12 protein-coding genes are annotated in these 14,065 nt (G+C 49.1%); 7 read left to right on the top strand and 5 right to left on the bottom strand.

What is annotated here, in order from left to right; all coding sequences use genetic code 11:
• Positions 1-29 precede the first annotated feature (29 nt).
• The 5 genes from speB to ABUL11_RS03530 all read right to left on the bottom strand — a co-directional run bounded on the left by speB (position 30) and on the right by ABUL11_RS03530 (position 5,934).
• Positions 30-995, bottom strand: a complete 966-nt coding sequence (gene speB, locus ABUL11_RS03550) for an agmatinase (protein WP_350282486.1) — start codon at positions 993-995, stop codon at positions 30-32.
• Positions 996-1,082: 87 nt separating this feature from the next.
• Entirely contained in the window at positions 1,083-1,565 is a 483-nt protein-coding gene (gene lspA / locus ABUL11_RS03545; RefSeq protein ID WP_350282485.1) for a signal peptidase II, read from the bottom strand.
• Between the two features lie 42 nt (positions 1,566-1,607).
• A complete protein-coding gene (ileS, locus tag ABUL11_RS03540; RefSeq protein ID WP_350282484.1) occupies positions 1,608-4,427 on the bottom strand; it encodes an isoleucine--tRNA ligase in 2,820 nt (939 codons plus the stop codon).
• A 1-nt stretch (position 4,428) separates the two neighbouring features.
• Positions 4,429-5,394: a bifunctional riboflavin kinase/FAD synthetase gene (locus tag ABUL11_RS03535; protein WP_350282483.1), complete on the bottom strand. Its 966-nt coding sequence runs from the start codon at positions 5,392-5,394 to the stop codon at positions 4,429-4,431.
• A 108-nt stretch (positions 5,395-5,502) separates the two neighbouring features.
• Positions 5,503-5,934 (bottom strand): group III truncated hemoglobin, encoded by a 432-nt coding sequence (locus ABUL11_RS03530; RefSeq protein WP_350282482.1) that lies wholly within the window; start codon positions 5,932-5,934, stop codon positions 5,503-5,505.
• A 135-nt stretch (positions 5,935-6,069) separates the two neighbouring features.
• On the opposite strand from ABUL11_RS03530, the gene ABUL11_RS03525 reads away from it, so the two are divergent.
• From ABUL11_RS03525 to ABUL11_RS03495, 7 genes are all read left to right on the top strand, one after another.
• A complete protein-coding gene (locus ABUL11_RS03525) occupies positions 6,070-8,310 on the top strand; it encodes an ABC transporter substrate-binding protein (protein WP_350282481.1) in 2,241 nt (746 codons plus the stop codon).
• Between the two features lie 17 nt (positions 8,311-8,327).
• Positions 8,328-9,305 carry an ABC transporter permease gene (locus tag ABUL11_RS03520; protein WP_350282480.1) on the top strand — a complete coding sequence of 326 codons (978 nt, stop codon included), beginning with the start codon at positions 8,328-8,330 and terminating at the stop codon, positions 9,303-9,305.
• Positions 9,306-9,471: 166 nt separating this feature from the next.
• Positions 9,472-11,103 (top strand): diguanylate cyclase, encoded by a 1,632-nt coding sequence (locus tag ABUL11_RS03515; RefSeq protein ID WP_350282479.1) that lies wholly within the window; start codon positions 9,472-9,474, stop codon positions 11,101-11,103.
• Between the two features lie 48 nt (positions 11,104-11,151).
• A complete protein-coding gene (locus tag ABUL11_RS03510; protein WP_350282478.1) occupies positions 11,152-12,096 on the top strand; it encodes a DnaJ C-terminal domain-containing protein in 945 nt (314 codons plus the stop codon).
• Between the two features lies 1 nt (position 12,097).
• The gene (locus ABUL11_RS03505) at positions 12,098-12,397 is read left to right on the top strand and encodes a chaperone modulator CbpM (RefSeq protein WP_350282477.1); all 300 of its coding nucleotides are present in this window, start codon (positions 12,098-12,100) and stop codon (positions 12,395-12,397) included.
• Positions 12,398-12,486: 89 nt separating this feature from the next.
• The gene (locus ABUL11_RS03500; protein ID WP_350282476.1) at positions 12,487-13,350 is read left to right on the top strand and encodes a DUF2914 domain-containing protein; all 864 of its coding nucleotides are present in this window, start codon (positions 12,487-12,489) and stop codon (positions 13,348-13,350) included.
• A 16-nt stretch (positions 13,351-13,366) separates the two neighbouring features.
• Positions 13,367-13,924 carry an NUDIX hydrolase gene (locus ABUL11_RS03495; protein ID WP_350282475.1) on the top strand — a complete coding sequence of 186 codons (558 nt, stop codon included), beginning with the start codon at positions 13,367-13,369 and terminating at the stop codon, positions 13,922-13,924.
• Positions 13,925-14,065 lie beyond the last annotated feature (141 nt).

The following is a 14,065-nucleotide window of genomic DNA, read 5'->3' as shown; positions in this document are numbered from 1 at the left end:
AAATTAGGATCCGTCAGACTACGCAGATCCTATAACAGCTCGTCAGCCTTGCGCTTTGCCAGAAGACAGATCAGATCACAGGCGATATGGGCTGCAGCAAGCGCCGTTATCTGGCTGTGATCATAAGGAGGCGATACTTCTACGATATCCATGCCGATCAGGTTAATTGCCGTAAGGCCACGAATGATTGCCAAGGCTTGTGCAGTAGATAATCCTCCACAAACTGGCGTACCGGTCCCAGGCGCATAGGCTGGATCAAGGCAGTCGATATCAAAGGTAAGATATGCCGGTTGAGTTCCGACGATACGCCCGATTTCTGCAACGACCGCATCCGTGCCCTGCCGGTGTATCCGATCGGCGTCCAGAATATTGATCCCCATGAAATCATCATTCCAGGTGCGAATACCAATCTGAACGGAGCGTTTGACATCGATCAGCCCCTCCCGCACCGCTTTGTAGAACATAGAGCCATGGTTCAGCGAAGCAGGTGAATCATCCGGCCAGGTATCACAATGCGCATCGAAATGAATCAATGATAGTGGGGTACCTGTCTTTTCCACATGCGCCTGCAACAGTGGATAGGAAATCGAGTGATCACCACCGAGTGTCAGCATACGTGCACCAGAGGCCAGAATACGCCGTGCATGGTCAACAATTGCACCATGGATCGTCAGCGGATTATGCACATCGAGAAAACAATCGCCAGAATCAATCACGGCAAGATGTTCGAATGGATCGAATCCCCATGGATAAGGCTTTAGTGAAGCAACTTCGGCAGAAGCCTGGCGAATTCCCAGCGGGCCAAAACGTGCACCGGAACGATAAGATACCGCCAGATCCAGCGGAATACCACTGATTACCAGTTCGGCACCCGTCAGATCTTTGCGGAAATTGCAGCGCATAAAAGAAAGCATGCCCGAGAAAGTGGGTTCACGCAGCATGCCATAAGGTGTTTTACGCGCTATCGCACCATCGATTATCCGATCGTCAGACATGATGCGGCTCCGTTCTCATTTCAAATTTTTCATTGAATTCAAAAAGCAGGAAACAGCCTTGCAGAATCTGACAGATTGAAAATAATTTCATCCTTCCCGAACGGAATCATTGCGCCCATTCCGGATGCTGTCCAGAATCAACAGGAACGCACCGCAAAATATGGCTGAGTCAGCAAGATTGAATGCGGGCCAATGATAGCCACTCAAATGGAAATCCAGAAAATCGACGACATGTCCGAGCATGATACGATCCCAGAGATTGCCCAGCGCCCCTCCCAGAATAAGGCTCAGTGCTAGGCAGAATAACCGGTTGGTCGTATTCTTATACAACAGATAGACGATCAGGACAGATACGAGAACAGCGATGGTACTCAAGAACCATCGCTGCCATCCGGAAGCATCACTCAGGAAACTGAAGGCAGCACCGGCGTTATAGGTAAGTACGAGATTGAAGAATTCCGTAATCATAATCTGCTGACCATATGTCAGATTAAGTTCCACCCAGCGTTTGGTGAGCAGATCCATCACCAGAACGATTACCGCCAGAGTCAGGCTGAAATAAAGTTTCATCGTACGCCCTTCTATATTTTTTTGATGATTGTTCCCGAATAATCAGGCAAAACGGCGATATTCACCAGAGCCTGCCAAATTGCTTACACAACGGCTGCACAGCGAAGGATGTTCGGGAACTGAGCCCACATCCTGTCGGTAATGCCAGCAACGTTCACATTTCGTATGTGGACTGGCTTTCACCCGGATAACTTCCCCGGCCACATCATCTGTACGCTGCAAATAAACTTCGGACGTAATCAGCACGAACCGGAGATCATCTCCCAATGAATCAAGCAATACGAAATCTTCACCTATTGCATGGATTTCAACGATGGCAGCCAGTGAAGAACCGATTTGACCTTGAATACGCGCATCTTCGAGCTGCTTCAGTACCTTGGCACGCAGTTCACGCAGCCGATGCCAGCGCTGTATCAATATCTGTGCATCGGACAGTATTTCTGATTGATCGGGAAAGCGATGCCAGGTATGCAGAAATACGCTATCTTCTGCCGATTTACCCAGCTCCCGCCAGACTTCTTCTGCAGTAAAGCTCAGCACCGGCGCAAACAGGCGTACCAGACTATGCACGATATGGTAGAGCGCATTCTGAGCCGAACGTCGCGGGATTCCATTTGCCATAGAGGTATAAAGGCGATCCTTGAGAATATCCAGATAGAACCCGCCCAGATCTTCGGAACAGAAGTGATGCAACCGGGCAACTGCCTGATGAAATTCATAACGTTCGTAAAACCCAAGCAGATCGTTTTGCAGTGTCGCCGTATAAGCGAGCATATAGCGGTCGATTTCCACCCATTCTGTCGGTGGCAATGCATCTGCAGCAGGATTGAAATCTGTCAAATTGGCCAGCAGAAAGCGTAAGGTATTGCGGATACGTCGGTAGGTCTCGACTGTACGCTTAAGAATTTCATCGGAGATGGACAGTTCACCGGCATAATCCGTAGAAGCCACCCAGAGCCGCAAAATATCGGCACCGAGTGTATCGGCAATTTTCTGCGGGGCAATGACATTGCCCTTCGATTTGCTCATTTTGTAGCCCTGTCCGTCTACCACGAAACCATGCGTGAGCAAAGCGGCATAAGGCGCATATCCATCGATCGCACATCCCGTCAGCAGTGATGACTGGAACCAGCCACGGTGCTGATCGGAACCTTCCAGATAAAGATCGGCCGGGTGCCGTAACTGTGCATTCTGCTTTAATACGGTCTCATGAGTGGTACCGGAATCAAACCAGACATCGAGCGTATCCGTCAGTTTCTGGTAATGCAGTGCTTCCTCTCCCAGTAATTCGGTCGCATCGAGGCTGAACCATGCCTCGATCCCCTGTTGTTCGACCAGGCTGGCTACTTTCTCCAGCAACTCAGGTGTACGCGGATGCAGTGCATGAGTTTCCTTATGGATAAAAAAAGTCATTGGAACGCCCCAGTTACGCTGGCGTGAAATACACCAGTCAGGCCGGTTTCCGATCATGGCTTCCAGCCGCGCCCTGCCCCACGCTGGATAAAAGCACGTAAGCTCTACCGCACGGAGAGCGAGATCCCGCAGCGATTCTCCGGCAGATTGTGATTCAGCAGTCTGCTGCTGCATGCCAATGAACCATTGGGGTGTTGCGCGAAAAATGATCGGGGTTTTGTGTCGCCAGCAATGTGGGTAGCTATGCTCGATCTCTTCGGCATGCAGCAGATGCCCACTGCTGCGCAAGGTATCGATCACAACATCATTGGCCTTCCAGACGAACATCCCGCCAACCAGTGGAGTTTGCTCCGAAAATTTACCATCACCTTTGACCGGGCTGTCACTGGGCAGACCATACTGTTGACCAATAAAGTAATCATCCAGCCCGTGAGCCGGTGCGGTATGGACGAGGCCGGTACCCGCCTCCAGGGTTACGTGTCGCCCACAGATCACTTTGACGGTACGATCGGCAAAAGGATGTTGCAAGGATAGCCCTTCCAGTGCCTGGCCTTTGCAAGTCGCCACTACCTGCCCTTCGATCTGGTAACGGGTAAGACAGGCATTCGTCAACTCGGAGGCCAACAGTAACCAGCCGCGAGAAGTGCTGACCAGACTGTAATCGAACTCGGGATGCACACATACCGCCTGATTAGCCGGGAGCGTCCACGGCGTCGTCGTCCAGATCACGGCAGAAATACGAGTACCTGCCGGAATTTCTGCTGCCATGACGCCGGCAAGCGAATGGCAGGTATCCTTCCCTCCGGTTACTTCAAACCCGACATCGATCGCCGGTGAGCGCTTGTTTTCATATTCCACTTCGGCTTCTGCCAGAGCCGAGCCACAGTCGATACACCAATTAACCGGTTTCTGTCCCTGATAAAGGTAGCCATTGCGAAAAATTTTCCCGAGTGCACGGATGATGCCTGCCTCGATCGCATAATTCATCGTGAGATAGGGATGTTCCCAGTCGCCCAGTACTCCCAGCCGCATGAAATCGGCCTTTTGCCGATCTACTTGTTCCTGCGCAAAGGCTCGGCACAGTTTGCGCACCTGGTCGGCCGGCAGATGCTTGCCATACTTTTTTTCAATCTGATGCTCGATCGGCAGACCATGACAATCCCATCCCGGCACGTACGGGGCATCAAAACCTGACAGCGTTTTGCTCTTGATAATGATGTCCTTGAGGATTTTATTGACGGCATGGCCGATATGAATGTCACCATTGGCATAAGGCGGGCCATCATGCAGAATGAACTTCGGCCGTCCCTGGCTGATTGCACGGATTTTCCGGTAAAGGTTCTTTTCCTGCCAGGCTTTGAGCATGGCAGGTTCGCGCCGGGCCAGATCTCCGCGCATGGGGAAAGAGGTATCCAGCAGATTGAGCGTTTTCTTGTAATCAATCGTCATTTCAGCAATCCAGGCAGATCGTTTGGTGCATGGCAGCATCCATTCGGGAAAAATAGGCCCTGGCGCGATCCACGTCCCGTTCTATTTGTTTTACGAGTGTTTCCATATCAGGAAATTTTTCTTCATCTCGGAGTTTTTGTAAAAAATCGACTCGCAAACGCTGCCCATAGATTTGTTCATCAAAATCAAACAAATGTACTTCCAGCAGCAGTTGTGCGTGTTCGAAAATGGTTGGCCGGACACCCACGCTGGCTACTCCTCGGATTCGCCGTGTATGGCCTGAATCATTACACCAGCTTGCTTCCACCACGAAAATACCGCTTAGTGGAAGATGATGATGCTTCAATCGTATATTGGCCGTTGGGAAACCCAGTTTTTTGCCCAGTTTGATGCCATCCACTACTCGTCCGCTGATACTGTAAGGGCGTCCCAGAAGATCTGCAGCCAGATCAAGGTTGCCTGATACCAAGGCATCGCGCACTGCGGTACTTGACACCCTCAATTCATCCATGGTAACAGGAGGCATTACCTCCAGCTCATCTGGTTCCGAAAAGAACTTTTGCAGTAAGGCAAGATCTCCCGAACGCCGGGCACCAAAGCGAAAATCCTCCCCTACCAGCAACCAGCGAACATTCATTTCCTGTAGCAGGATACGCGTGATGAACGATTCTGCACTGATTCCGGCAAATTCATGATCGAAACGACAGATCTGCACGCGACCCACACCATACCCCGCCAGCAGTTCCAGTTTCTCGCGCAAATCTGTCAACCGTGCTGGAGCCTGCTCCGGCATCAGGCATTCTCGCGGATGCGGCTCAAACGTCATGACACATGATGTAATCCCTAAGCGACTGGTGACCCGTTTCAGGCGGGCAATCATTGCCTGATGACCAAGATGCACACCGTCGAAATTGCCTATGGTCAGGGCAACAGGTTCTCCCCTGCCAATCCGCCGGGTTATGCGCATACCGTTAAACCAGGCATCAACTGATCGAGAATATAATCCGGTCGCACGCCGGCCTCATGCTGACCAATGACGCACACAGGGTTGCAGGCAGCACAGATCCATTGCTTCTTATACTTCGGAAGTATTGAGATCAGCCGGTTCACGATGCGGGAAATGGCTCATCTGATAGCCCATCCAGAGGCGTCCGGCAATAAATTCTGCGACGGTATCTGCATGCTGCTTCAGTAACGGATTGCCCAGTTCGAGTGTCGTTTGCCGGAAAAGCTGCAACCAGCGCTTGAAAAGCGTTTCATTCAGTTCTGGCAATGCAATGTGTTTAGGCATGGGAGCACCACGAAAACGGCTGGTACCACGTAATTGGGCTGACCAGAAATTGATCATTTGTACGAAATGCGCATCCCAGTCGATCACATGTTCTTCGAAAATAGGGCCTAATGCGGCATCTTTTCTCGCTTTGGCATAAAATTCATGGACCAGTTTTGAAACTTCTTCTTCGGTGTACAGATCGGGGCTGGGTTCAGGTATGGGGCGGGGTATCATAGGTTTGTATCAAATATATTCATATAGGTTAAAGTGTACGCGTGCCGGAATGACTCGGGTCATAATCCAACTGTTTACAATACCAATTTTCTCATATTTGCAATACTCCTTCGAGTCTCTTTGTATAAGGTCTGAATGTTGTTCAAAACCAATCGATCGTTCATGGAAAAAATCCGGTTACAGGCTGTCTGTGCAGACTACTTCCTCGTATTGACCAGTCTGTTGTTATTGAGCCTGATATTGTCCGGTTGTGCCGATATCTGGAACAATCCCTATCCAGCTTCGGATTCCGGTAAAAATATTCTTTATAATGCTTTTGCCGAGCGTCCGAAGCATCTTGATCCGGTGCAATCATACAGTTCAAATGAAATCCAGCTCACTTCTCAGATCTATCAGCCGCCGCTGCAATATCACTTTCTGAAACGTCCTCTTACCCTGATTCCGCAAACTGCCAGCAGCATGCCCACGGTAAGCTACTTTGACAGTAACGGCGCCCGATTGCCTGTCGATTCAGCAGATACCCGTATTGCTTACTCCGTTTATGAAATTTCGATCAGGCCAGATATTTTTTACCAGCCCCATCCGGCCTTCGCCAAAGATAAAAAAGGCCACCTGCGTTATCACGAGCTAACTGTACAGGACATGCAGCCTGTCCACAAAATAAGTGATTTTGAATACACTGGCACTCGGGAACTGGTAGCCGATGACTATATCTACCAGATCAAACGACTTGCCCACCCCGGGTTGCATTCCCCGATATTTGGCTTGATGGCAGATTACATTACAGGATTGCGTGAATATGCTGATACCCTGAGAGATCAAGCCAAGACCCGACCCAGGAATAGTTTTCTGGATTTGCGTGACTTTCCTCTGGACGGTGTGGAGCGAGTGGATGACTACACCTATCGCATCCGGATCAAAGGAAAATATCCTCAGTTTATCTACTGGCTGACCATGGCATTTTTCGCACCGATTCCGTGGGAAGCAGATCGTTTCTTCTCGCAACCCGGCATGGCCGAGAAAAATTTCTCACTCGACTGGTATCCGGTAGGAACCGGCCCGTATATGCTGGCCGAAAACAATCCGAACCGAGTCATGGTACTGGAACGCAATCCCAATTTTCAGGGAGAGTATTACCCGGATGAAGGCATGCCGGAAGATATACAAAAAGGCCTGTTGCGCGATGCCGGGAAATCATTACCCTTCATTGATAAAATTGTGTACAGCCGTGAAAAGGAGAGTATCCCTTACTGGAATAAATTTCTGCAGGGGTACTACGATGCATCCGGCATCGGCTCGGACAGTTTCGACCAGGCAGTACAGATAACCGGTCAGGGTGAGGCAACGATCACTGATGAAATGGAAGCACAAGGTATTCGCCTTGAAACGGCCGTCGCCCCATCAACGTATTATATGGGGTTTAATATGCTTGATCCGGTAGTGGGTGGCCGCACCGTAGCGGAAAAGGCTGCAGCACGCAAGCTGCGCCAGGCTATTTCCATTGCCGTAAATTACGAGGAGTATCTATCCATATTTGCAAACGGGCGCGGTATTGCTGCACAAAGCCCGATCCCTCCCGGAATCGAGGGTTATCATGAAGGCAAAGAAGGGATGAATCCAATCGTTTACGAATGGCATAACGGCGAAGCCCGGCGCAAATCGATCAAACAGGCGCGGGCACTACTCGCTGAAGCAGGCTATCCTGATGGTATCAGTCGCAAGACCGGTAAACCGCTGGTGCTGTATTACGATGTCACTGCACGCAGCGCAGACGACAGATCCATTCTCGACTGGATGCGAATGCAGTTCCGCAGGCTCAATATCCAGCTGGTTGTGCGCAGCACTGATTACAACCGCTTCCAGGACAAGATACGCAAGGGAAATGCACAGATTTTCGAATGGGGCTGGAACGCGGATTACCCTGATCCGGAAAATTTTCTGTTTCTGCTATATGGTCCACAGCGCAAAGTGGGTAACAGTGGTGAAAACGCCGCGAACTATGACAACGCCGAATACAATCACCTGTTCGAACAGATGAAAGACATGGGACACGGCCCGCAGCGTGTACAGATCATCGACAAAATGATCACTATTCTGCGGGAAGATGCCCCGTGGCTGTGGGGCTACCACCCGAAGGAATTTGCCTTGTACCATGCCTGGTATCAGAATGTGAAACCCAACAGAATGGCATATAACACAGTCAAGTATTACCGGGTCGATCCTGCATTACGCGATCAGAAACGAGATGAATGGAATAAACCCGTACTATGGCCGATCGGGGCGGGTACGGCCCTGCTGGCCATCATTCTTTTGCCAGCATGGACCGTATACCGTCGCAGACAGCAACAGCAGAGCATTACTGAACAGGCAGCCTGATCCAATTTTATGCATTTATGCTAAATTACATCATCCGCCGGATACTTTACGCACTTCCGATTCTCGCCGGCGTCAATCTCATCACTTTTGTACTCTTTTTTGTGGTCAATACCCCAGATGATATGGCACGTATGCATCTCGGTACAAAACACGTCACGGAAGAAGCCATCTGGAAATGGAAGGAAGAACATGGCTACAATAAAGCTCTGCTCTATAACGAGGCGGCTCCCGGGTTTGGAAAATTCACTGATACCATTTTTTTTGAAAAATCGGTCTCGATGTTTGCGTTCGATTTTGGTCGTGCCGATGATGGCCGTGATATTGCCTACGAGATCCAGTCACGCATGTGGCCCAGTCTGGCGATTGCATTACCCGTATTTCTGCTGGGTCTGCTGACCTACATCACGTTTGCCCTGGTGATGATTTTCTTTCGTGCCACTTACATCGATTTCTGGGGAGTCATCCTGTGTGTGATGCTTATGTCCGTTTCCAGCCTGTTTTACATTATCGGCGGCCAGTTCCTGATCGGTAAGTTATGGCATCTGGTTCCCATCTCCGGCTACGGCAGCGGACTGGATATCGGCCGGTTTCTGCTACTTCCGATCCTTATCGGTGTGATCAGCAGTGCCGGCGCCAATACACGCTGGTACCGCACTCTTTTTCTGGAGGAAATCAACAAGGAATATGTGCGCACAGCCCGGGCCAAAGGATTAGCAGAAAGCGTGGTGCTGTTCAGACACGTACTCAAGAACGCGATGATTCCTATACTGACCGGGGCTGTCGTCATCATTCCGCTACTATTTCTCGGGGGGTTGATTACTGAATCGTTCTTTGGCATCCCGGGTCTGGGCAGCTATACCATCGATGCCATTCAATCCCAGGACTTTGCTGTGGTGCGTGCGATGGTATTTCTGGGGTCATTACTGTATATCGCCGGGCTGGTGCTGACCGATATTTCCTATACTCTGGCAGATCCGAGAGTACGACTGGAATGATCATTCGTTTTTGCAACCAACCAGACCTTTCTATGCAAAGCCGGATACGGTTTGCTTCAGTATGTCATTCTGTGATCGAGCATTCAGATGATACAGATTTTTCATCGCTCCATTCGAGGTTCAGTCTGTTTTGAAGCCGGTTCTGTATAGTATAAAAAGCAAAATCGTGATTTTTGCCGTGATTGCCACTTTGCTGCCCACGGCCGGTCTTGGTCTGTTGTCATTCAAACAAAACGAAGCACTGATCATCGATAGTGTTACCCGCGAATTACGCATACTTGCAGATAATATTAACCGCCAGCTCAATCTCTGGATGGATGAGAATACACTTACCATTCGTGCGTTATCGACATCCAACTCCGTCATTGACGGATTGACCATCCTGAAAAATCAGACGGACAATACGCACGGGAATACTGCAAAACAGGCACAATCCGTTATATCCGGTTACCTGAGCGCGGTACGGGATAAACTGGATGATGTACTGGAGCTGACCGTTTTCGACAATACCCGGAAAATTGTGGCAAGCAGCGCCAGTACCCCTGAAGTGCTTGAATCTCCTGATCGCTGGACACATGCCTCTCTTACCAGAGGATTTATTGCCGTTATGCCCCACTGGAACGATCGTTACGATACCGCAGCGTTCAGTGTCATTTATCCGGTTCTCTCATACGACAATCAGCTCATCGGCGCTATCGCAGCCACGCTGGATTTAGGGATGTTCAGAAACAAGCTGATGGAAACCAGAAAATTTTCATCGGGCGAAATCACCTTGCTGGATCAGAATGGCAAAGTGTTATTGAGCAGCGCCTCTGGCATTGATCATCTGGTAGTACCGAATCCGCATTATCTGGAGTCGTTGCAAATACTTGAAGAATCAATCACACATGATGGATTATCTTATCCTAAAGCAATCGGCTTGCTGTATGCATCGGAAAACGTTTCGGTAACGATTCTGGTGGAACAGGATCAGAGTGCCATACAAGCTTCATGGATGAAATTGCGTAACCGTTTTCTCGAATTTGTCGCAATCCTGATCGTCATCGTAGCTTTGGTGGCTTTGTATATGGGACATTCTATCGTCACCCCTCTCAAGCAGCTGATCGGTGCAGTCAGGGGAATTGTAGAGGGAAATCTGGATATTTATCTGCCAGTCAAACGCAAGGATGAAGTTGGACAACTGACGACCATCTTTAATCAGATGACCGATGCCTTGCGTAACAAACATACGGAGATCATGGCTGTCAATCAGGCCATGCAGCAGCAAAACCAGCTTTTGCAGAAACTTTCGATCACGGATGGTCTGACAGGCCTGTACAATCGGGCAAAACTCAACACCACCCTGATCGAGCAACTTGCCAGATTCAAACGCAACGATCGTACCTTCTGCCTGCTGATGATCGACGTGGATCATTTCAAAACCATAAATGATAAACTGGGGCATATCACAGGCGATAAGATTCTGATTACCGTAGCTTCCGTCCTGCTGAAGTCGATCAGAACGATAGACTACGCTGCGCGCTACGGTGGTGACGAATTCATGGCTATCCTGACTGAAACCAATTCCAGTGCTGCAATCAAAACAGCAGAGCGAGTTCGCTCCGAAGTAAGTGCTGCTTGTTCTGCACTCGAAGAGTACCCGGTCCAAATCACTCTGAGTATTGGCATCACTCAGAGTGACCATAACGATACCGTTCCGGGTGATCTGATCGCACGCGCGGATGTGGCACTGTATGAAGCCAAGAAACGGGGACGCAACCGGGTACACTGCGTTGATGTGGCACATCCCGATACATAGGGTCATCATCGGTTCCAGTGTGCTTTACTCTATCCGGATATAACAAAAATGGAATATAAGGACTATTATCAGATCATCGGTGTTTCGCGAGATGCGACTCAGGATGATATTAAACGTGCTTATCGCAAACTGGCACGTAAATACCATCCCGATGTCAGCAAGGAACCGGAAGCCGAGACCCGTTTCAAGGAAATCGGCGAAGCCTATGAAGTGCTCAAGGATCCGGAGAAAAGAACTGCGTACGACCGATTGGGAACTCGCTGGAAGAGTGGACAGGAATTTCAGCCTCCCCCAGGATGGGATCAGGGATTTGAATTTCATGGTGGTGGATTCACTGAGGCCACTTCTCAATTCAGCAGCTTTTTTGAATCGTTATTTGGACGAAGTCAGCAGAGTCACCGTTATCGCGGTCGGGAGTTCAATCTGCGTGGAGAAGATTCCCACGCGAAAATTTCAATAACCTTGGAAGATTCTTTTCAGGGGAGCATCCGCAATCTGACCTTGCAACATACGGAACCTGGACAGGATGGACGACCTCTTGCCAAAGAACGCACATTAAAAGTCCGGATACCTAAAGGCATTCAGCAAGGACAGCATATCCGGTTGGCCGGCCAAGGAAGCCCCGGAGCCAGAGGTGGAAAAGCAGGTGATCTTTACCTTGAAATCGTATTCAAGCCACACCCTCTTTTCAGAGTGGAAGGTAAAGATATTTTCCTGGAACTGCCTGTAGCCCCTTGGGAAGCAGCACTGGGCGCCACAGTCGCAATTCCCACCCCGGCAGGAACAGTAGATCTCAAAATCCCTGCCGGCTCGCGATCAGGACAAAAACTGCGTCTGAAAGAACGGGGTATTCCGGGCGCATCTTCGGGAGATTTGTATGTCATTTTACAAATTGTATTGCCTGCAGCCGATAGTGAGGAGACACGTGCGTTTTATCGCGAAATGGAACAGAAGTTTACATTTAATCCTCGTGCCGGAATGAGTACCCGATAAAATGGGCCACGATATTTTGCATGGCATTGTAATCGAAGAAAGTGAGGCACTTTCACTTTCTGAACTCTGCCGGATCTGTAACGTTGAGGTCGAGTGGATCATCGCACTGGTAAACGAAGGAATTCTCGAACCTGCGGGAACCCGGCCAGAAGACTGGTTCTTCAGTGGAATAGTTTTGCAGCGTGTACTGGTCGTGAGACGTTTGCAACGAGATCTGGATATCAATCTTGCTGGTGCTGCATTAGTGCTGGAGCTGCTGGAAGAGAGGAATGCATCGTTTGTAAAAACAAATTTTTATTGATTCTAAATGAATTTCCATTTAGGACCTGTTCCAGAAATATTGAATGGCAAGCTGGATGACAATCCACTCCAAATCGGTATCCGATCACTATGAATCAGACACAATTAAAAATTCGTATCCACCTGGATCAGGCAGCTGATCATCCGGAGGTTGAACAAAATTTACCGGAACTGCCGGAAGAGTCTGTATTTCCCCCACCTCCCCCAGTATATGAATATAACTGGCCAAGGATCATTGTTGCCGGGCTGGTACTGTTGCTTGTACTGATAGCCGGTATCGGGATCGCTGCAGGTTGGTTGTCTAATGACAAGGAATTCGAAACGAGTTCCACAGAAATATCGTTGGCAACTGTACCCCCGGCCGATCCCGAAACATCCTCCACTGAAGCGGCACCACTACTGCCCTCTACCGGATCCTCGTCAGATCAGCCGTCTGAAAACAATCTGGCAATTGAGAGTGTACCTGATGGAGATATAGAACCTGATCAGGCCGCACAAATGCTTGATCCACAGCCACAATGGGTTGCTCCAGCTGCATCAGCTCCTCCAGTCAAACCTGGAATCAAACCGAACATTGCCATTCCTCAGGCAAAAACGAAAAACGTCTCACAAGGAAGCAATCATTCTTCCGGCCTGGTCAAAGCACAACTGACTTCAAATATCCAGCAACGACAACCGGTCGATGACATCAATCAGATTTCACTGGGTGATAAGTTGAGCAAACCAATCTTTCTTTTTTTACATCTGAACAATTTCAGAGGTGAGAAAATATTGATCAATTGGTACTATCGCGACCAGTCCGTTGCCAGAATCACTCTGCCGGTTGGGAATAATGACTGGCGCACCTATTCCAGCAAGGTGCTCAACCGTCACAGACTGGGGCCGTGGCGTGTCACTGCCTCGGATCAGGCAGGAAACCTGGTGACTGAATTTAAATTCAGCGTAACTCGTTAATTTAATCTTTCCAGGTATGAAATTTTGCAGTCAATGTGGCGGTAAAGTTATTTTACGTATCCCGGAAGGTGACACACTACCTCGGTATATATGCCCGGAATGCCATACTATTCATTATCAGAACCCCAAAGTAATCGTTGGCTGTATTCCTGAATGGGAAAACAAAATTCTGTTATGTAAACGCGCCATTGCACCTCATCAAGGTAAATGGACATTGCCTGCAGGGTTTATGGAAAACAATGAAACACTAATACAAGGTGCGGCAAGAGAAACGCTGGAAGAAGCCAATGCCAGAGTGGAAATTCGTGAACTGTACGCGGTTTACAGCCTGCCACACATCAGCCAAGTCTACATGCTGTTCCGGGCAAAATTACTGGATCTCGATTTCTTTCCAGGCGTTGAAAGTCTAGAAGTCAGGCTTTTTGGAGAACAGGAAATCCCTTGGAATGATATTGCTTTCCGTGTAATACATGATCCGTTGAAACGTTATATGGAAGAACGGCACTACGGACAACCTGTTTTCCATCTGGGCATCATCAATAAACACTGGGCAGCTGGTGATGTGAATGAATAAATCACCGATAACGTTTCTTATAATTGATGCTGTTCCTTACGCAGCACTTTTACAGAAAAAATTTTAATTTTTGTATGGCCAACGGTAATGCAGAAATTTACCATTTGACTGGAAACAGCGCTTTCTTTATAATGCTTGGCT

It is taken from the genome of Nitrosomonas sp., assembly GCF_040256045.1.
Taxonomy (GTDB): Bacteria; Pseudomonadota; Gammaproteobacteria; order Burkholderiales; family Nitrosomonadaceae; genus Nitrosomonas.
Note: the sequence above shows the minus strand (reverse complement) of the source record. Positions and strands in the feature narration are given on the sequence as shown.